The 16997-nt window shown below is 48.6% G+C and carries 20 protein-coding genes and 2 pseudogenes; 16 read left to right on the forward strand and 6 right to left on the reverse strand.

The features are described from left to right. Positions 1 to 3 precede the first annotated feature (3 nt). The 3 genes from J0X21_RS02400 (at position 4) to J0X21_RS02410 (ending at position 2974) form a co-directional block, all read left to right on the forward strand. Positions 4 to 921 (forward strand): ABC transporter permease, encoded by a 918-nt coding sequence (locus J0X21_RS02400; RefSeq protein ID WP_206810112.1) that lies wholly within the window; start codon positions 4 to 6, stop codon positions 919 to 921. Positions 922 to 945: 24 nt separating this feature from the next. Next, the gene (locus J0X21_RS02405) at positions 946 to 1947 is read left to right on the forward strand and encodes an ABC transporter ATP-binding protein (RefSeq protein ID WP_206810114.1); all 1002 of its coding nucleotides are present in this window, start codon (positions 946 to 948) and stop codon (positions 1945 to 1947) included. Between the two features lie 64 nt (positions 1948 to 2011). Next, positions 2012 to 2974 carry an ABC transporter ATP-binding protein gene (locus J0X21_RS02410; RefSeq protein ID WP_206810252.1) on the forward strand — a complete coding sequence of 321 codons (963 nt, stop codon included), beginning with the start codon at positions 2012 to 2014 and terminating at the stop codon, positions 2972 to 2974. Here the strand turns inward: J0X21_RS02410 and J0X21_RS02415 are convergent. The 3 genes and pseudogenes from J0X21_RS02415 to J0X21_RS02425 form a co-directional block, all read right to left on the reverse strand. Beyond that, positions 2971 to 3446, reverse strand: a pseudogene (locus J0X21_RS02415) (DsrE/DsrF/DrsH-like family protein). The gene J0X21_RS02410 and the pseudogene J0X21_RS02415 sit on opposite strands and share 4 nt — an antisense overlap. Positions 3447 to 3605: 159 nt before the next feature. Next, positions 3606 to 4028 carry an aminotransferase class V-fold PLP-dependent enzyme gene (locus J0X21_RS02420; RefSeq protein ID WP_206810116.1) on the reverse strand — a complete coding sequence of 141 codons (423 nt, stop codon included), beginning with the start codon at positions 4026 to 4028 and terminating at the stop codon, positions 3606 to 3608. Positions 4029 to 4047: 19 nt separating this feature from the next. After that, entirely contained in the window at positions 4048 to 4725 is a 678-nt protein-coding gene (locus J0X21_RS02425; RefSeq protein WP_206810125.1) for a SanA/YdcF family protein, read from the reverse strand. A 179-nt stretch (positions 4726 to 4904) separates the two neighbouring features. Here J0X21_RS02425 and J0X21_RS02430 point away from each other — a divergent pair, with 179 nt between their 5' ends. The 5 genes and pseudogenes from J0X21_RS02430 (at position 4905) to J0X21_RS02450 (ending at position 9204) form a co-directional block, all read left to right on the forward strand. Further along, positions 4905 to 5861: an ATP-dependent DNA ligase gene (locus J0X21_RS02430; protein ID WP_206810127.1), complete on the forward strand. Its 957-nt coding sequence runs from the start codon at positions 4905 to 4907 to the stop codon at positions 5859 to 5861. 113 nt (positions 5862 to 5974) lie between these two features. Beyond that, positions 5975 to 6550 carry a UbiX family flavin prenyltransferase gene (locus tag J0X21_RS02435; RefSeq protein WP_206810128.1) on the forward strand — a complete coding sequence of 192 codons (576 nt, stop codon included), beginning with the start codon at positions 5975 to 5977 and terminating at the stop codon, positions 6548 to 6550. A gap of 197 nt (positions 6551 to 6747) precedes the next feature. Beyond that, positions 6748 to 7026 (forward strand): annotated as a pseudogene (locus J0X21_RS02440) (cache domain-containing protein); the annotation flags it as partial. Next, entirely contained in the window at positions 7023 to 7892 is an 870-nt protein-coding gene (locus tag J0X21_RS02445; protein WP_328812092.1) for a decaprenyl-phosphate phosphoribosyltransferase, read from the forward strand. The pseudogene J0X21_RS02440 and the gene J0X21_RS02445, both read left to right, overlap by 4 nt. Before the next feature lie 34 nt (positions 7893 to 7926). Further along, positions 7927 to 9204: a hypothetical protein gene (locus J0X21_RS02450; protein WP_206810133.1), complete on the forward strand. Its 1278-nt coding sequence runs from the start codon at positions 7927 to 7929 to the stop codon at positions 9202 to 9204. Positions 9205 to 9253: 49 nt separating this feature from the next. Here J0X21_RS02450 and J0X21_RS02455 read toward each other — a convergent pair whose 3' ends face one another. Then, positions 9254 to 10216 carry a phosphatase PAP2 family protein gene (locus J0X21_RS02455; protein WP_206810135.1) on the reverse strand — a complete coding sequence of 321 codons (963 nt, stop codon included), beginning with the start codon at positions 10214 to 10216 and terminating at the stop codon, positions 9254 to 9256. Positions 10217 to 10410: 194 nt separating this feature from the next. On the opposite strand from J0X21_RS02455, the gene J0X21_RS02460 reads away from it, so the two are divergent. Beyond that, a complete protein-coding gene (locus J0X21_RS02460) occupies positions 10411 to 10839 on the forward strand; it encodes an Hsp20/alpha crystallin family protein (protein ID WP_206810137.1) in 429 nt (142 codons plus the stop codon). Positions 10840 to 10902: 63 nt separating this feature from the next. On the opposite strand, the gene J0X21_RS02465 is transcribed toward J0X21_RS02460, so the two are convergent. Further along, on the reverse strand, positions 10903 to 11211 hold the full coding sequence (locus J0X21_RS02465; RefSeq protein WP_206810146.1) for a winged helix-turn-helix transcriptional regulator: 309 nt from the start codon (positions 11209 to 11211) through the stop codon (positions 10903 to 10905). Between the two features lie 126 nt (positions 11212 to 11337). Between J0X21_RS02465 and J0X21_RS02470 the strand changes: the two genes are divergently transcribed. The 3 genes from J0X21_RS02470 to J0X21_RS02480 all read left to right on the forward strand — a co-directional run bounded on the left by J0X21_RS02470 (position 11338) and on the right by J0X21_RS02480 (position 13005). Further along, positions 11338 to 11550 carry a DoxX family membrane protein gene (locus J0X21_RS02470; protein ID WP_206810154.1) on the forward strand — a complete coding sequence of 71 codons (213 nt, stop codon included), beginning with the start codon at positions 11338 to 11340 and terminating at the stop codon, positions 11548 to 11550. A 101-nt stretch (positions 11551 to 11651) separates the two neighbouring features. Continuing rightward, the gene (locus J0X21_RS02475) at positions 11652 to 12287 is read left to right on the forward strand and encodes an FMN-dependent NADH-azoreductase (protein WP_206810161.1); all 636 of its coding nucleotides are present in this window, start codon (positions 11652 to 11654) and stop codon (positions 12285 to 12287) included. Between the two features lie 118 nt (positions 12288 to 12405). After that, positions 12406 to 13005: a C40 family peptidase gene (locus J0X21_RS02480; protein ID WP_206810163.1), complete on the forward strand. Its 600-nt coding sequence runs from the start codon at positions 12406 to 12408 to the stop codon at positions 13003 to 13005. A gap of 21 nt (positions 13006 to 13026) precedes the next feature. Here the strand turns inward: J0X21_RS02480 and J0X21_RS02485 are convergent, their stop codons facing one another. Further along, entirely contained in the window at positions 13027 to 13209 is a 183-nt protein-coding gene (locus J0X21_RS02485; protein WP_206810165.1) for a small, acid-soluble spore protein, alpha/beta type, read from the reverse strand. Positions 13210 to 13574: 365 nt separating this feature from the next. Here J0X21_RS02485 and J0X21_RS02490 point away from each other — a divergent pair, with 365 nt between their 5' ends. The 4 genes from J0X21_RS02490 (at position 13575) to ku (ending at position 16992) form a co-directional block, all read left to right on the forward strand. Further along, positions 13575 to 14309 (forward strand): C40 family peptidase, encoded by a 735-nt coding sequence (locus J0X21_RS02490; protein ID WP_206810167.1) that lies wholly within the window; start codon positions 13575 to 13577, stop codon positions 14307 to 14309. A 175-nt stretch (positions 14310 to 14484) separates the two neighbouring features. Continuing rightward, positions 14485 to 15315, forward strand: coding sequence for a TIM barrel protein (locus tag J0X21_RS02495; protein ID WP_206810169.1), 831 nt, complete (start codon positions 14485 to 14487; stop codon positions 15313 to 15315). 50 nt (positions 15316 to 15365) lie between these two features. Continuing rightward, positions 15366 to 15974 carry a DUF3786 domain-containing protein gene (locus J0X21_RS02500; protein ID WP_206810254.1) on the forward strand — a complete coding sequence of 203 codons (609 nt, stop codon included), beginning with the start codon at positions 15366 to 15368 and terminating at the stop codon, positions 15972 to 15974. Between the two features lie 76 nt (positions 15975 to 16050). Further along, a complete protein-coding gene (ku, locus tag J0X21_RS02505) occupies positions 16051 to 16992 on the forward strand; it encodes a non-homologous end joining protein Ku (RefSeq protein WP_206810177.1) in 942 nt (313 codons plus the stop codon). Positions 16993 to 16997 lie beyond the last annotated feature (5 nt).

A 16997-nucleotide genomic window follows, 5' to 3' on the forward strand; every position in this document is an offset into this window, starting at 1 on the left:
AACATGCAGGAAATAACCAATAACCTGTTTGATCCTGTGGTTAAAGAGGTTAGTGAGCAAGGAAAAATGACACAACCCTCCATCACCTATTGGCAGGATGCCTGGCGCCGGCTCAAAAAGAACAAGTTAGCCATGGCTGGGTTTGTGTTTTTGATAGGAATAACCATCCTGGCCCTTATCGGCCCTTTCTTGCAGAAGTATGGCTATGAAGTGCAGAACCTGCAGGCGCGAAATATGATGCCAAACGGGCAGCACTGGTTTGGTACGGACGAATTCGGCCGCGATCTATGGGTCCGGGTCTGGTGGGGAACGCGCATTTCGTTGTTCATCGGGATCATGGCCGCGCTCATGGACTTATTGATCGGGGTCCTATACGGGGGAATTTCTGCTTATTACGGCGGAAAAGTCGATGATATCATGCAGCGGTTTATCGAAATTGTTTACTCGATTCCTTATTTGCTGATCACGGTATTGCTGATCGTGATTATGGGATCGGGGATTTGGACGATCGTACTCGCATACGGCATCACCGGTTGGATCTCGATGGCGCGGCTGGTGCGGGGTCAAGTCCTTTCCCTGAAAGAACAGGAATATGTTTTGGCGGCAACTTCTTTAGGGGCCGGTACTTGGCGTATCATTTTACGGCATCTCATTCCCAATGCCCTTGGTTTTATCATCATTCAGATTACCTTTACCATACCCCAAGCTATTTTTACGGAAGCATTTCTTTCTTTCCTTGGTCTTGGAGTCAAGGTTCCGCTCGCTTCCTTAGGCATGCTGCTTTCAGACGGGGTTGGTTCCATGCGCCTCTTCCCCTGGAGATTGTTTTTTCCGGCGCTCATCTTCTCCCTGATGATGTTGTCGTTTAACCTGCTGGGAGACGGTTTGCGCGATGCGCTCGACCCGAAATTGAGAAAATAGCTAATCAGCGGAGGAGGTGTCCGTGTGCAAAATATTTTGGAAGTCAAAGACCTTAAAGTCTCTTTTCATACGTATGCGGGTGAAGTTCAGGCAGTTCGGGGTGTTTCCTTTGACCTGAAAGAAGGAGAAGTCCTGGCCATCGTCGGGGAATCCGGGTGCGGCAAATCAGTCACTTCCCAAACCATTATGCGTTTAATACCGAGTCCTCCTTCGGTGATTAAAGGGGGTTCAATCCTCTTTGGCGAGAACAAGGTGGACCTGCTCAAGCTCAGCTCGAAAGAGATGGAATCCATCCGCGGTTCGGAAATCGGGATGGTATTTCAAGATCCCATGACCTCATTGAATCCAACCATGACCATCGGCAAGCAGATTACGGAAGGGTTAGTGAAACACCAAGGACTGAGCAAAGAAAAAGCGCAGAAACAAGCCTTAGAACTTCTGACCATGGTCGGGATTCCGCGTCCGCAAACCCGGATCAAACAATATCCGCATGAGTTTTCGGGGGGGATGCGGCAGCGGGTTATGATTGCCATCGCTCTGGCCTGCCGTCCGAAACTACTGATTGCGGATGAACCGACCACGGCCCTTGACGTCACTATTCAGGCTCAAATTCTGGATTTATTAAAAGACTTGCAAGAGCAAACCGGATCTTCCATCATCATGATTACGCATAATTTGGGAGTGGTGGCCGAGATTGCCCAGCGGGTGGCGGTCATGTATGCCGGGAAAATCGTGGAGCAGGGAACGGTGGATGACATTTTCTACCGCTCGCAGCATCCCTATACCAAGGGACTATTGCATTCCGTCCTGCGGCTGGATGATGAGGAGAAGGGGGAATTGGTCCCGATTGAAGGCATGCCGCCGGATTTGCTAGCCCCTCCGGAAGGCTGCGCCTTTGCGGCCCGCTGTCCGCACGCTTTAAACATTTGTTTGAAGGAAGACCCGCAGCCTCAAATCGTCCAAGGCGAGCACCAGGCGGCTTGCTGGTTGTTGGACGAGCGCGCGCAAAAAACGGCTGTCCGTTAATGCGAATTATTGGTTAAGACGAGGAGGAAACACCGTGACGGGTACTATGGGAGTGTCGGATTCAATGGCAGCGTCTGATCCTATCTTGGAAGTCCGGAATTTACAAAAGTATTTTCAGGTAACGAACGGCGTTTTGAAAGCGGTGGACGATGTCAGCTTATCGATCCGGCGGGGAGAAACCTTTGGTTTGGTTGGGGAGTCAGGGTGCGGGAAATCAACCCTGGGGCGCACGATTTTGCGCTTATATGGTGCGACCAAGGGCCAGGTTCTCTTTAAGGGCGAAAACGTCCACCAGTTAAAAGGAGATAAACTAAAAAAGTTCAACCGCGCCATGCAAATGGTTTTTCAGGATCCTTATGCTTCCCTCAATCCGCGCATGACCGTCGGTGATATCATTGCGGAAGGGATCGATATTCACGGGTTGTACAGCGGAGCCGAGCGGCGGGAGCGGGTTTCCGAGCTGCTGCATACTGTTGGCCTGCTGGAAGAACATGCTTCCCGTTTTCCACATGAATTTTCCGGAGGCCAAAGGCAGCGGATCGGAATCGCGCGCGCCCTGGCGATTGAACCCGAATTTATCATCGCGGATGAGCCGGTCTCGGCTTTGGACGTGTCCGTTCAGGCCCAGGTCATTAATTTATTCAAGCGCCTGCAGCAAGAAAAATGGCTCACTTATTTGTTTATTGCCCATGACTTGGCGATGGTGAAATACATCTCTGACCGGATTGGAGTGATGTATTTGGGAGCGTTGGTGGAAGTCGCCCGGTCTAATGAATTATACCGCCAACCGCTTCATCCCTATACCGAAGCCCTCTTATCCGCGATTCCGATTCCCGACCCGGAAGTAGAACGGCAACGGGAGCGTATTATTTTGGAAGGGGATGTCCCTTCTCCCATCAATCCTCCGAGCGGCTGCCGCTTTTATGCCCGCTGTCCCAAGGCCATGCCGGAATGCCAAACGGAAACCCCGGCTTTGATTCAGGTGGAAGAAGAGCATGAGGTCGCCTGTCATTTGTATAAGTATTAGATGAATAACTGGATATGCGACTCCAGCGCATCTTGTAGATATTCCTTGGCTGTGAGAATCTCGACCTCCGGCAGGAGTTCTTCTTTTTTGAATCCCATGACGTCTACTGAAAGTTTACACGCATAAAAGCTTATACCCTTTTTCCGTGCTCCGTTGAGAAAATCGGTTAAGCTCGGTCTTCCACATCCTCCATCATCTCCTGCAGCATCCTCTTGCCTATGCCGGCCATATTCAACTTGGACAAAGGCAATTCTTCTATTCCGTTGGGGGTAACCAGCTCAAACATTTTGACATAAGCCGTTTTATCTTCAAGGGTCATTTTTTCCGGATCACGCACTAAGAGTAATCCCCAAAAAGAGAAGAACAAAGTCACATCGAGACCCATTTCTTTGGCTGAGTTGGCCAAGATGAGGGCGGCCAGGGCTTTATCGTATTCACCGCTGAACATGAGGATATTTAACTTTTTCGACAATGCAGGCACCTCCTAGGATCGTATTGATTTGACCATTCATCGCTTCAGTTAGTCTTCCTAGAAAGTGCTTATAATTATTCTGCCAGGCTATGGACACTATAAAATTTAGTTATTATACAAATAGAAATTTGTCTTTACCTGAAAAATTTTCGTAAAAGTTTAATGATTAAAATTTGAACTCATCTTAAATGAATGATACTTTCTTGCTCGCTTTTCCGCGATAGCTGCTATGGTCTTAAGAAATATATCAATCTCTTGCAGGCTGTTGTATAGTCCAAAGCTGATGCGCACCATCCCAGGCTTTGGCAGGGATGGGTTTTTAACATGACGGGCCAGTTCAGCCGCTGAGATCCCTAACAACTTTTGCACATAAGGCTGGGCGCAGAAACAGCCGCTGCGTACGGCAACACCTGCTTCTGCAGCCAGGATTTTGGCTGCGGTCTCATGGCTGATGCCGTGAAGATTAAAAGGAATGACGCCAATCCGGTCATCATCGTGGAACGGGGAAGTGTAAAGCTGCAAGCCCGGAATCCTTTGTAAACGGTTCATGGTATATTCGGTCAAACTCTGTTCAAGTCTCATAACTCTTAAAAATTCTAATTTACTGTTTAATGTGATCGTTCGTCAGTCGCCCATCCCCGCTGATGGGGATGCTTTCTCCCAGGAAGGTTGGTTTCGGCTGCAAGATATTGACGCAGAGAAAGTCTTTGTTGCGGGCGGCTATTTCCCGGGTCTCATACCACTCGATGCCGCGGTAAATATGCTTGTCCGCCGCAACCCCATACGCCTCCAGACCCAGCTTGCGCGCGACGTATATGGCCCGCATCAGGTGGTAACGCTGAGTGACAATGACCACTTTATTGACTCCGAAAATCTCTTTTGCCCGGTAGAGGCTTTCATAAGTGGAAAAGCCCGCGTGATCCATAAAAATATCCTGGTCAGGGATGTCTTTAGCGTTCATAAGATACGTTTTCATGGCGTTAACCTCGTCATAGGTTGTGCGTCCATGGTCTCCGCTGACGAGGAAATTGGTTTGGCTTTGGGCATGCACTTCTAAAGCGGTGTCCAGGCGGTCCTTGAGCATGTCTGAGGGCTGCCCGTCGGGTGCCGCATAAGCGCCGAGGACCAGGATGGCATCAGTCGGGGGTAAACTGGCGGTATCTAAGATATATTTAGATGAATAAGCTTGGATATGGTAATTAATGAGCAGGATGGCCGAAATCGAAGCAGCAAGTATTATGGCGGCAGCGATTAGGATGCGTTTGAGTTTTTTAAGCATAAGATTTCCTTTCTGCATATAGGCTTTTAATTCATTATAGGACAAATAGTACTGCCGGTGAAGGGCTGTTCTAATGGTGTTAGAACAGCTTTAGTATTTCTGCGGTGAGAATCTCCGGAAACGGGTAAAGATAATAAGGAAAAGTACGGCGAAGAGATTATTCGTTTCCGAAGGGGGAAATGCGTGTGCAGCCGGTGGTTCCGTTTGAACCGGTCCTGGCAGCTGCAATACCGGATGGTCAGCAGTGGGTAACGCAGGTTAAGTGGGACGGGGTTCGGGTATTAACCTATCATGATGGGAATTCAGTACGACTTTTTAACCGCAAGCTCAATGAGCGCACCCTGCAGTACCCGGAACTGACCGGGATTATGCGTTACTCCAAGGCTTCCTCTGTGATTCTTGACGGGGAAGTGATTGCTTTGGACCAGGGCAAGCCTTCCTTTTACCAAGTCATGAAGCGGGACGGGATTAGAAAGGAAAAAAATGTGGAAGCGGCCCGCCGTCAGACACCGGTCATTTATATGGTATTTGATATTCTTTACTTTAATGGAAAATGGGTTACGGCTCTGCCGTTTAATCAGAGGCAAAACATCTTGTACGAAATCATCAGTCCTCAAGAGGATGTTCAAGTAGTAGAGAACTTTGACGCAGGACAAAGGTTACTTGAAGCCATTAAAGAGCAAGGAATGGAAGGAGTGGTCTGCAAGGATCGCAACAGTGGTTACGAATTGAACGGCAAGGATGAACGTTGGCGCAAAATCAAAAATTACCGTGACTTGATCGCGGTCGTCGGAGGGTACACGCTGCGCGGAGATACGGCCAATGCTTTGCTTCTGGGATTATATGACGAATACCAACGCTTTTGGTACATAGGGCATGCAGGAACGGGGCGGCTGAACCAAGCCGAATGGAAACACTTGACCAAGGTACTGCGTTCTCTGGACATGGCCCGGCGGCCGTTTGTGAACATTCCGGAACGGCATGCTGATGCCCACTGGGTTCAGCCGGAACTGACGGTTAAAATCCAGTATGCCGAATGGACACCCCGCCATGGGCTGAGGCAGCCGAGTATTCAGGCCGTGGTCGAGGCCGAGCCCTTATCCTGCGTATTTGCAGAGGGGATATATCCCGCCTAAAGGTGAATCTAGCGGGTTAGTTCAGTGCTCAAAGTCTGCGTCAGTGTTATTGCACAGAGGTCTTCGCTAGAGTATGATGGACAAGGAAGATGCCATTGGAAGGAGAATCCGGGATGCCGAAAATAGCCAAGCGTTTAATCGTAGCCATGACCGGAGCCAGTGGTGCGGCCCTGGGAGTTGAGCTTTTAAAAGTAATGAAGGGGTTTCCCCGCTGGGAAACCCATCTCGTCGTGTCCGCAGGGGCAGAGCAAACTTTGCGTCATGAGTGTGATCTAACCCTCCAGGAGCTCTCTCTTTTGGCAACCCATACCTATGATGTTCACGACATCGGTGCCGGGCCGGCCAGCGGGACGTTCCGCGCGGAAGGGATGGTGGTTGTCCCCTGCAGCATGAAGACAACGGCCGGAATCGCTCATGGATTTGCGGATAACCTGATTTTGCGGGCGGCCGATGTCACGATTAAGCAGAGGCGGCCCTTGGTCTTAGTCACCAGGGAAGCTCCTTTAAGCCCCATTCACTTGCAAAACATGCTGGCCTTGGCTCACTTAGGTGTGGTGATTTTGCCCCCGGTCCTTACGTTTTATCATCAGCCCGCGACGATTGATGACATGGTCCGGATGGTTCTGGGCAAAGTCCTGGATGTCTTTAATTTAGAGCTGCCCGGATTCGAACGCTGGGGAGAACAGTAAGAGAAGGAGAACAGTAAGAGAGAAAGAGGAAAGAAAACTGCTCGGCTAGATTCGAAAAGACGTCGAATTTAGTCGAAATAATCTTCGGGTTTTAGGCAGGTAAACCCCCCTGCAGGCTTGAATTAAGTAGACAGGGAGTATTTTACCCAGGCTGTGAGCGGACAGGCCGTGGTTTCGAATGTGCTGAAAGCAAAGCCACCGGCAATAATGCAATCGTGATGGCGGTTCCTTTAAAAGGGGAAGAGGGGATTATCGGGATTATCGGCGGAGTCTTTAATGCCGGGTCAGTATTTCGGCAGGTTGACAATCGCCGGTTTGGACAGGCTGGGTATGCCTATATGATTGATAAAACCGGAATGATTTTGGCCCACCCTGACAAAAATAAAATTATGTTAAATGTGACCAATTCCGGCTCGGAAAGCTTAGACCAGGCCAGCCGGATTATGTTGCAGAATCAGAAAGGCGGCCCTTGGTGATTCGTTCAATTTGGCGTTTACTGCGTCCTTATCAGTGGTTAAAAAGTTCTTTTGTACTAGTCGGTTTAATCTTTTCCAGGAAATACTCCGATATGGATATGCTCTTGGCGGTCTTAAAGGCAGCTTTTGCTTTTTCCTTCGTCTCCAGTGCGGTCTATGTCTTAAACGACATTTTCGACCGGGAACAGGACCGCCAGCACCCTCAGAAACGCACCCGTCCTCTGGCAGCCGGAGATATCAGTGTAGGGCAGGGGTATTTCATCTATGCTCTGGTACTGAGCATCGGTCTGGCCTTAGGCTACACGGTATCTCCGATCTTGACCGGAATCTTAATCGTGTACCTTTTGCAAAACATAGCCTATTCGCGCTGGCTGAAACACGTGGTAATTCTGGACGTATTCTTAATTGCGCTGGGCTTTATGCTGAGAATATTGGCCGGGACCTGGGGTGTCGGGATTGAGCCTTCGAGCTGGCTCTTGCTCTGTGGGTTGATGCTGGCTTTATTCATGGGCTTCGGCAAGCGCTGGGCGGAGCTGCAGGATCTGGAGGCGGATGCCGAGAAGCATCGCATGGTCCTGGAAAGCTATAGTCATGTTTTATTGGACAAAATGATCGGAATTGCTGCCAGCGGGGTTATTATTACCTATAGTTTGTATACAATGGATGAAAGCACGGTGCTTCTGCATGGAACCGATGCCCTGATTTATACCGTCCCTTTGGTCATTTACGGTGTGTTCCGTTACCTCTACCTCTTGCACGAACGCGGGATTGGGGGAGACCCGGCACGCCTTGTGCTTAAGGATACCCATATCATTATCGCTGTGCTTTTATGGTTGATCAGTGTGGTTTGGATTATAAGCAAATAACACTCAGATAAATTCGTACTTGGATGTGATCGATATGTCAGTCATGCGCATGGGCAAGCGCTTTTATGCCGTGGTGCTTGCCCTTTCACTGCTTTTTAGTGTAATTTGGGTTTTGGCGGTGGACACCGTCCCCATGTCCGATTTTAAGTATTACCATGAAGTAGCGGAGCAGGTTGCTTCCGGAGGGCAGTGGGGGGATACCTACACAACGGTCGGCTATTCCATAGTTTTGGGCTTTTTGTATAAGCTCTTTGGCGCTCATTGGTATGTGGGAAAAATTCTAAATATCATCTTAACCGTGATCAATATTTTGCTTTTGCTCCGGATTTTGGAGCATTCCCGCCTGAGGGAAGGAGTGCGCAAAGCGGTATTTATTGTGTATGCTTTGTTCCCGGCTGTCATTTACTATAACAGCTTGCTGGCGACGGAGATTATGTTTACCACGGTCATGCTCTTGAGCACGGTGGTTTATTTCAGCACAATCAGGTACAAGTATTTGTTGTTGGGAATTTTAACTGCAGTTAATACAATGATTAAACCGTTTTTTATTCTTTACTTTCTGGTAATTTTCCTCACCGAGTTCTTGGCTTACCGTAATGAGAAGGCCAGCGGCAGAGGGGATTTTCTGAGGGGGTTGACCCGTGCCGGCCTCCGGGCGGCAGTCGTCCTGGCGGTAGCCATGCTGGTTCTTTCCCCTTGGCTTTACCGGAATTACCGCTTGAATGGGGAATTTAGCTGGGTGTCCAATAACGGCGGGATTGTGCTCTATATTAACAATAACTCTCAGAACACCCACGGCGGCTGGATGCCGGCAGAGCAGGTAGAAAACTCACCGGTTACCACCCCTGAATACATGAATGCGACTTGGACCCAAAAAAACAAGATGCTGTCCCAACTGGCTAAGGAGTGGATCGTGGCTCATCCGAGGGAATTTATAAACCTAGGCCTGAAAAGACTTGCTCTGACCTTTAAAGGCGAGGGGGATGATATTTACTTTACTTTTAACGGCAGTTCCTTGAGTCCGGAACGGCGCACATTCATTTACCGGTTAAACGAAATGGTGCGGATACCGATTTTTTTGCTAGGTATCTTTTCGATTCTGGTACATTCGTTACTGGTAGTCTACCGGCTGCTTAAACAACAAAAAACAAGCAGCTTTGAAAGCTACTTGCTCATTCTTTTCTACATGTTTGCGGGAACTTATTTCCTGACCGAGGGGCAGAGCCGCTATGCTTTCCCCACACTCTGGATTATCATCTACTTCTTGTGGCAGGTGCCGAAACTGTTTAAGGGGATACGAATGCCGCAGTAGAGAGCTTGCGCAATAGCCCGACAAGCTGCCTTGCCGAGTAATAGTTAAGTTAGGCAGTATATTTTTCAGTGTTTTGATAAGACGATAAGACCGTTGTATTCTGATGAAAGTACAACTTTTTAAGAAAAGCAGGCACCCAGTTTTCGGCTTTGGCCAAGACAAAATTCACCAGCTTCACCGTAGCGTAAGCGAATAACATCCCGGCAATCACGTCAATCACCCAGTGAATTTCTAAATACATGGTTGAATAAATGACACTGAGGCAGAAGAAGCCCCAGACCCATTTGAACAGGCGGTTCCTCTCCTCTAGGAGCACCAGAAACATAGCAAAGGCGATTGAGGTGTGCATAGAAGGAAAAGCATTCAAAGTTACTCCGGCGGCAGCTTCCGGGGACAGACCCCGGGCCATGCCGTCCGGATGCCCGAGCACGTACCAGGTTTCCTGAAGATGGAAGGTTAGATAGAAAGGGGTAATCAAAAAGACCTGAAAGATATGAGCGGCGAGAAGATATTTAAGGATCTTGCGCAAGTCTTTGGCTATAATGGCGCGGTAGATCGGTACAAGCGCCGGGAGTACAAAACCGTTGGCATAGACTTCGCGCATAAACAGAGTAAACCATTGGCTCTGAAATACCCGGGTAAATGCCGCATCATTCAAAGGAATACGCTGAAATATGGGGTTAAGGTCAATGACAATTTGCTGTTCCATTTGCCAGCTTAACATCTTGCCCCACATCTCATAGCCATGTACATTTAAGTACTGGATTGCCAGAAAAATCGGGACAGCAGCCGCCAAAAAAGGCAGCCATTTGACATCGCGGCGCAAATCGGTTGTGGCTGTGAAAGCGGCGAAAGCCAGTACGAATAAGTATACTTTATAAGCGATCCCCACTTGCTCCTGAATAGCAGTAAGAAACCCTAATACCAAAAACAACGACCCGATGAAATAGTGATAATACTTGTTACTCAATTCCCAAATCCGGGTGCCAAGCGCTAAACTGTTTATAGACATTGAAAAAGCCCCTTAATCAATTTCTTCCTGAATCATTTTACTATTGTAAGCGAAAATATTCACTACTCTGAAGATAATATTACAAAAAAGCAAAAAAGGGAATAGTTTTGAACCCGGAAAAAAGCGGGCAAAGTATGTTTTTGTAGAAAACAAGCCATACTAAGTATGAAATTTGGCATATAGAGGTGAGATGTATGGCTTTGATTCCGTATGATCCTTTTCGGATGCTCGAGCCGATCTGGAATGAGATGGATCGCTTTATGCAGCGCCGCGACCGCTCCGCTCTTTCAGAGTGGCTGTACCGGGTCGATGTAGACGAGACCTCGGATAAGGTTATCGTAACCGCTGAAATACCGGGTATTGAGAAGAAAGAGGACTTGGACATTTCGATTGACGAAGACCTGCTTACGATTCGCGGAGAAATTAAACGAGGGACCCAGGAGGAAGGGAGAGTCACCCGTTTAACCGAGCGTTATTACGGGCAATTCTCACGGACGATTAACTTACCGGCTCCGGTTAAGGCCGACGGGGCTCATGCCAGTTATAAGAACGGAATTCTTGAGTTAAGTTTCTTAAAAGACCAGCATCCGGCAGCCCGCCGGATTGAGGTGGATTTCCATTAGGTTAAAGATAATGAAGGATGACTGCGAGCGGTCATCCTTCTTACTTTAGGTGAGTTTTAATTATTAGAGCCAGGTTTCGCCCCACTTTTGCACCTCATCAAGGATTGGCTTAAGGGCTTTTCCTTTCTCTGTTAACTCGTATTCAATACGGACAGGCATTTCTGGGTAAACTTTGCGATTAATTATACCGGCAGACTCCAATTCTTTTAACCGTTCGGTAAGCATGCGGCCGCTCATGTTTTGGATTACTTCAGAGAGGTCTTTGAAACGTTTTGGTCCATCTGACAGCACTCTAAGTATGAGACCTGTCCAACGTTTTCCGAGCAGTTCAAAAGCGGATTCAAACTTTGGACACAAATGGAGATCTTCCATAAGATAACCTCCTCTAATATATTGTAACATAACTACTTGACAAACGTAAATTACTAGTAGTATTATACTTACATAAAGTAAGTATAATACTTTATGTAAAGAAATTGCAAAAAGTGAGGAGGAGAAATGTTAGATGTAGGTTTCCTGGTTATCAAATTAGTGATTGGTCTTACGCTCGTGGGGCATGGAGCCCAAAAGCTGTTTGGCTGGTTCGGAGGTTATGGCCCCAAGGGAACAGGTGGTTGGTTTGAGCCGATCGGTATGAAGCCGGGAGTGTTTCTGGCGGTTATGGCCGGATTAAGAATAGCCTTAACCGGCTCAGGAATTTATTCTTTCTAAATAGGTTGTAATGTTTTAAGAATCTGAGGAATACTACCGGAAGATAAAAGCATTAAAGCAAATTCAGCTTTAAAGACTATAATTCAGAAAGGAAGAAAATTGTGGCAAGAGTATTGTATATTACGGCTAACCCCAAAAAGGTACAGGATTCTTTTAGCTTATCTGCAGGCGAGGCATTTGTGAACGCGTACAGGGAAGTTAAGCCGCAGGATGAAATTATTGAACTGGATCTTTATAAAATACAAATCCCTCTGGTCGATGCCGACGTGTTCAGCGGCTGGGGCAAGCTGCAGCAGGGTACAGCCTTTGAACAGTTGACTGCGGATGAAAAGGCGAAAGTCGGCCGGATCAACGAGTTGTGTGATCAGTTTGTGTCAGCAGATAAGTATATTTTTGTGAGTCCGATGTGGAACCTGAGTGTTCCTCCAATGCTTAAGGCCTATTTTGATACAGTCTGCATCGCCGGCAAGACTTTTAAGTATACGGAAAACGGGCCGGTGGGTCTTTTGGCGGGCAAAAAGGCAGTTCATATACAGGCCCGGGGCGGCGTATATACAGAAGGCCCAGGAAAGGATTTTGAGCTTGGCGACCGTTATGTCCGCAGCCAGTTAACTTTTCTTGGAGTTGGCCCGATCGAGTCGGTGATTGCCGAGGGTATGGCTCAAATGCCTGACCAAGCGGAAACTATTAAAAGCAATACCATAGAAAGGGCAAAACAAGTAGCAAAGAATTTCTGATACTTCCCGAAAACCGGCTGCTTTAAGAGTGGCCGGTTTTTGTTTGCATTTCAGGATGGACGAAGTATATTTTGTCTTGATAAGCATAAAACACTGTAATAAGGGAGGTGGGAACAATTTGCAAGCTGCGCTGCCTATAGGATCTCCGGTTGCACTCAATGTTTACGGGGTTACAGCCGCTCTGCTTATTGGAATCGCGATTATGCCGGTTCAGAAGCCTTTTGAAACATATCCTATTCCTATTCCTAACACACCGGATAATACCGTTGAATCTGTGAGTATAGCTGAACTGCAAACTAAGCCAATGTTAGAACTGCCGCCTAAAGAAATTACTCCTGCCGAAGAACCAGGGGTCTCCCGGCAGGAGTTGATTGAATACGCACGCACTTGGATTGGTGTTCCTTATTTGTGGGGAGGGGAGAGCCGGACAGGAATTGACTGCTCGGCTCTTGTACAAACGGTTTACGTGAACTACGGTATTACTCTGCCGCGTACCGCTAAGGAACAGTTTCGGGAAGGTGAGGGAGTGGCTCTGACGAACCTGTTGCCCGGAGATTTAGTGTTTTTCAGCACCAATGGACCGGGGGCAAGCCATGTTGGGATTTATCTCGGGGATGGAGAATTTGTTTCTGCCACCAGGAGGCAGGTGGAAATACAAAATCTTAGTCAGGCTTACTGGCGCAAAGCCTATCGTGGCAGCCGCAGGATATTGCCATAAAATAATCTTTGCCGGGTAAACTTACATGGTACGGCCTTGGAGATTCCGTTCTGCGATTTCAATGGCTTTCTTGACCATATTACCGCAATCCCGTGAGGAAACTCCTCCGAATCCTTCCTGCCGTAAAGTACCGGCAAAACCTAATTCGGATGCAATCTGCTCTTTGAGTGCAGGAGACATCGCGCTTTTACGTCGTCTGGCCATTGAGCAATCCTCCTTCCTAAGCGGGTTTAATTCTTGAAACCATTTTTAGTTTAACTCAGGGATAATAGATTATGTGAGTTCAAATTTCTCTGAAGAGGAAATAAAAGGAGTCTTACACATAGAATTCAGGAGTCAGCAGTCAGAATTCAGAATGATAAAGAATTGGAATGCAGAATAAACCTGCAAAGCCTGTGCAAACAGAGTTTGCAGGTTTATTGTCTTTAGTAAGCAGGAAAAAAGCTGGTAAATTACGGCACCATTGGCACAACTTTTGCAAAGACAACTTGTGAGTTTTAGTATAAAATACAGACAACCTTGGTTACCGCGCCAAGTTTTTGTTTTGGATTGGTAAAAGGGAGGTTATTATGACTAAAGTACAAAAAATTACTGCATCGGTAACGGCAGCCGCTTTGTTTCTTAGTATCTCTTTGGGCATCGTCACGGCAGCTCCTGCAACTGTCACAGGGGGCTCCATGGCCGGCTTGACTCAGACCGACTGGGCTTCTGTGAACAGTACGGATGTTATGCAGGGCCAAGCCCCTATCACAGCGAATCCGGCTGCTGACAGCGTGGCGGCAGGAACGGTACCGGTTTCCCCGTCTGTTCCGGTTGCTGCTAAACCGGCCGCTGCCTCACCGGCACCGGCAAAGAGCCATGCAGCACCGACCCCGGTGAGAACCAAACCAGCGCCTGCGCCTACTTTAAGTCTGAGTAGAAGTACCCCGGCAACGAGTTCTAAGGCTAACGCGGTCATCGCTACAGCTAAAAAATATATCGGCGTCAAGTACCAGTGGGGAGGCACCACTCCGGCCGGATTTGACTGTTCCGGTTTTGTCCAGTATGTCTTTGCCCAAAACGGGGTATCCCTCCCTCGGACTTCGAGAGACCAATTTCAAGTTGGACCAGCGGTATCTTTTAGCTCGCTCAAACCGGGAGACTTGGTCTTCTTTTCCCTGGATGGAGACAAAGTCATTGACCATGACGGCATCTATATCGGGAACGGACAATTCATCAACGCTTCTACCTCTAAAGGGGTAACCATCTATACCATGGGTTCTTATTGGCAGTCCCATTTTATCGGGGCGAAACGGGTGCTGTAAATTAACGCTTTTTTTCAAAGGGAAACAGTTTAATAATGGCTAATATGGTAAGCTGTCCTGGCTAATCGCAGCCGAGGCCAGCTTTTTCTTTTGGTTTGCCCAACAGGTGTTGAATGAAGAATCTTTGAAACGTGGTATAATGAAACAAGCATGCGTGATCGGAGGGGAAATTAAGTTGCCGTTATTATTTGGAACAGCGGGAGTTCCGCTTTCAGCGCCTAATTCTTCAAGTGAGAGCGGTGTGCACCGGATTCGCGAGCTGAATCTGGGCGCCCTTGAGCTTGAATTCGTGCAGGGAGTACGGATGGGTGCGGAGAAAGCGCGGGTTGTGGGCGCAGTTGCCCTGGAACAAGGGGTTGCCTTAAGCTGTCACGGCCCGTATTGGATTAATTTGAATTCACGGGAAGCGGAGAAAATCAAAGCCAGCCGGGAGCGTTTAATCCATACAGCCCGCATTGCCAAAATCCTGGGGGTGCGGAGCGTGGTCTTTCATCCGGCTTTCAACCATGATAGCCGTCCGCAAGAAGTGCTGGAGAGGGTAACTGCTGAGTTAATGCAGGTACGGGAGGTTCTGGCGGCGGAAGACAATGAAGTCATCCTCCGTCCGGAAACGACCGGAAAACCAAGCCAGTTCGGCACTTTGGAAGAGACGATTGAGCTGGCTTTGCGGGTGCCCGGAGTCTTGCCCTGTATTGACTTCAGCCACCTTCACGCGCGCACGAATGGACGGCTCAATAGTTTTGATGAATTTTGCCGGGTGCTTGAGCAAACTGCGGAAGGGTTAGGGGATCGCTGGGTTAAGAATGTCCATTTTCATATCTCCGGAATTGAATACGGCCTTAAGGGAGAAAAACGCCATTTGATTCTGGCTGATTCAGACTTGCGCTGGCAGGAGCTGCTGCAGGCAGCACACAGCTTTGGAGTCGAAGGGCTGGCGATCTGCGAAAGCCCGAACCTCGAGGAGGATGCCTTGATCCTGCAGGCTGCCTATCAAGCGTTAGGGTAACAAGGAAACTTGCCGACGGTTAACTTTGTAAATAGGAGTGAGAAAACATGATGAATTACACAGCCGCCCAAACCAAGGCCTTAGAGATGTTCAGGGCCCAGGCGCCGGAAGAGATGGCGCGTTATTCCGGGTACGAGCTTAAGGATAACCGTTTCCAAGTCCGGTTTTTGGGCCAGGAGTTCGAGGTTGAATACCCTTCGGGAAAGTTTTCTCCCGAGCCGTCTCCGGAAGGGGAATTGCCGATCTTTGCCCAGATCCTGGTCCTTCATTACTTAGCCAACACCAAACCGGTTTCTGAGGAAGGAAGACTCATTACTTACAAGGAATTGCCCGGAGGGAACATCTATATTCAGCCTTTTACCAACCGGGCCATTCGCCCGCTGGTACAGCAATTCGGGGAGAATCCGGCCGGGCTGATCGAGGCTGCTGCTAAAATCGGCGGGGAACCGGTGCGCCAGGGGGATGCCGCCGTGTTAGTGCGCGCTTTTCCGCGGGTGCCGGTCACAATGGTAATCTGGGGCGGGGATGATGAGTTCCCGGCGTCCGGCAATATTTTATTTGACGCCTCGGCAGGGGAAGTGCTGCATACGGAAGATTTTGCAGTATTGACCAGTTTTGTGGTCGCCACCATGAAACGGCTTGCGCTTAATTCTTATTAATGAATCTGAATGAATCCGGATAACTTGTGGATAATGCATTGGCATATCGTCCACACTAATCAGGGGAGGAATAGCCATGCACACATTATGGAAAGGTTCGATTAGTTTCGGCCTGGTGAACATACCGGTTAAAATGCACGCGGCTACCGAGTCCCAAGAGTTTCAATTTCACTATCTCCATGACAAATGCCATCAGCGCATCCGCTATCTGAAAAAATGCCCGCATTGTGAGGAAGAAGTCGGGAGTGCGGATTTGGTCAAAGGGTATGAATACGAAAAAGACCATTACGTGATTTTGAGTGAGGAAGAATTGGCGGCTTTTGAACAGCCGCAATCCAGGGCGATTGATATTCTTGACTTTATTAATTTGGAAGAAATCGACCCGGTTTATTACCAAAAGTCGTACTACCTGTCGCCGGAAGAGACTGCGTTTAAGGCTTACCGCTTGCTGTATGAAGCGATGCAGACCAGCGGGAAAGTGGCTTTGGCCCGCCTGACCCTGCGCTCCAAACAGCACCTTGCCTGCCTGAGAGTATTTGAACAAGGACTGGTGCTGGAAACGATGCATTATCCCAGTGAAATCCGCCACCTGGATGCAGTCTGGGACCGGGTTAACCCGACTGAGGCCGAGCTGCAGATGGCGATTCAGCTGATTGAAAACTTAGCCCGCCCCTTCGAACCGGAGAAATACCGGGACGAAGTCAGGGAACAACTGGCGGAGATGATTGAAAACAAGGTTGCAGGCGAAACTGTGAAAGTAAGCGCCGCTCCGGTCAAAGGAAAAGTCTTGGATCTCATGGATGCCTTGCGCGCCAGCATTGCCCAGACGGAAGAAAAGAAAGGAAAGCCGGAAGCTGTGCAGGCAGAAAATGAGCAGGCAGAAACCAAGCTGGGAGAAGCACGTGAGGAAAAAACTGAGCAGGCAGAAGGTGTGCAGACTGAAGCCGTGGAATCCGAACAACCAAAATCAACCTTGACTCCGCGCAAACGCACCTCTCGCCGCGCCAAAGGAGCTTAAGGCTG

Source organism: Paradesulfitobacterium ferrireducens (genome assembly GCF_017310645.1).
GTDB classification, from domain to species: domain Bacteria; phylum Bacillota; class Desulfitobacteriia; order Desulfitobacteriales; family Desulfitobacteriaceae; genus Paradesulfitobacterium; species Paradesulfitobacterium ferrireducens.

Excerpts from the sequence above, each read along its gene's own strand:
- J0X21_RS02410 (WP_206810252.1), top strand. The coding sequence starts at position 2,012 with ATGGCAGCGTCTGATCCTATCTTGGAAGTCCGGAATTTACAAAAGTAT.
- J0X21_RS02465 (WP_206810146.1), bottom strand. The coding sequence starts at position 11,211 with ATGGAAGATCTCCATTTGTGTCCAAAGTTTGAATCCGCTTTTGAACTG.
- J0X21_RS02400 (WP_206810112.1), top strand. The coding sequence starts at position 4 with ATGCAGGAAATAACCAATAACCTGTTTGATCCTGTGGTTAAAGAGGTT.
- J0X21_RS02420 (WP_206810116.1), bottom strand. The coding sequence starts at position 4,028 with ATGAGACTTGAACAGAGTTTGACCGAATATACCATGAACCGTTTACAA.
- J0X21_RS02470 (WP_206810154.1), top strand. The coding sequence starts at position 11,338 with ATGTTAGATGTAGGTTTCCTGGTTATCAAATTAGTGATTGGTCTTACG.
- J0X21_RS02485 (WP_206810165.1), bottom strand. The coding sequence starts at position 13,209 with ATGGCCAGACGACGTAAAAGCGCGATGTCTCCTGCACTCAAAGAGCAG.
- J0X21_RS02425 (WP_206810125.1), bottom strand. The coding sequence starts at position 4,725 with ATGCTTAAAAAACTCAAACGCATCCTAATCGCTGCCGCCATAATACTT.
- J0X21_RS02450 (WP_206810133.1), top strand. The coding sequence starts at position 7,927 with ATGTCAGTCATGCGCATGGGCAAGCGCTTTTATGCCGTGGTGCTTGCC.
- J0X21_RS02500 (WP_206810254.1), top strand. The coding sequence starts at position 15,366 with ATGAATTACACAGCCGCCCAAACCAAGGCCTTAGAGATGTTCAGGGCC.
- J0X21_RS02455 (WP_206810135.1), bottom strand. The coding sequence starts at position 10,216 with ATGTCTATAAACAGTTTAGCGCTTGGCACCCGGATTTGGGAATTGAGT.
- ku (WP_206810177.1), top strand. The coding sequence starts at position 16,051 with ATGCACACATTATGGAAAGGTTCGATTAGTTTCGGCCTGGTGAACATA.
- J0X21_RS02490 (WP_206810167.1), top strand. The coding sequence starts at position 13,575 with ATGACTAAAGTACAAAAAATTACTGCATCGGTAACGGCAGCCGCTTTG.
- J0X21_RS02460 (WP_206810137.1), top strand. The coding sequence starts at position 10,411 with ATGGCTTTGATTCCGTATGATCCTTTTCGGATGCTCGAGCCGATCTGG.
- J0X21_RS02430 (WP_206810127.1), top strand. The coding sequence starts at position 4,905 with ATGCGTGTGCAGCCGGTGGTTCCGTTTGAACCGGTCCTGGCAGCTGCA.
- J0X21_RS02435 (WP_206810128.1), top strand. The coding sequence starts at position 5,975 with ATGCCGAAAATAGCCAAGCGTTTAATCGTAGCCATGACCGGAGCCAGT.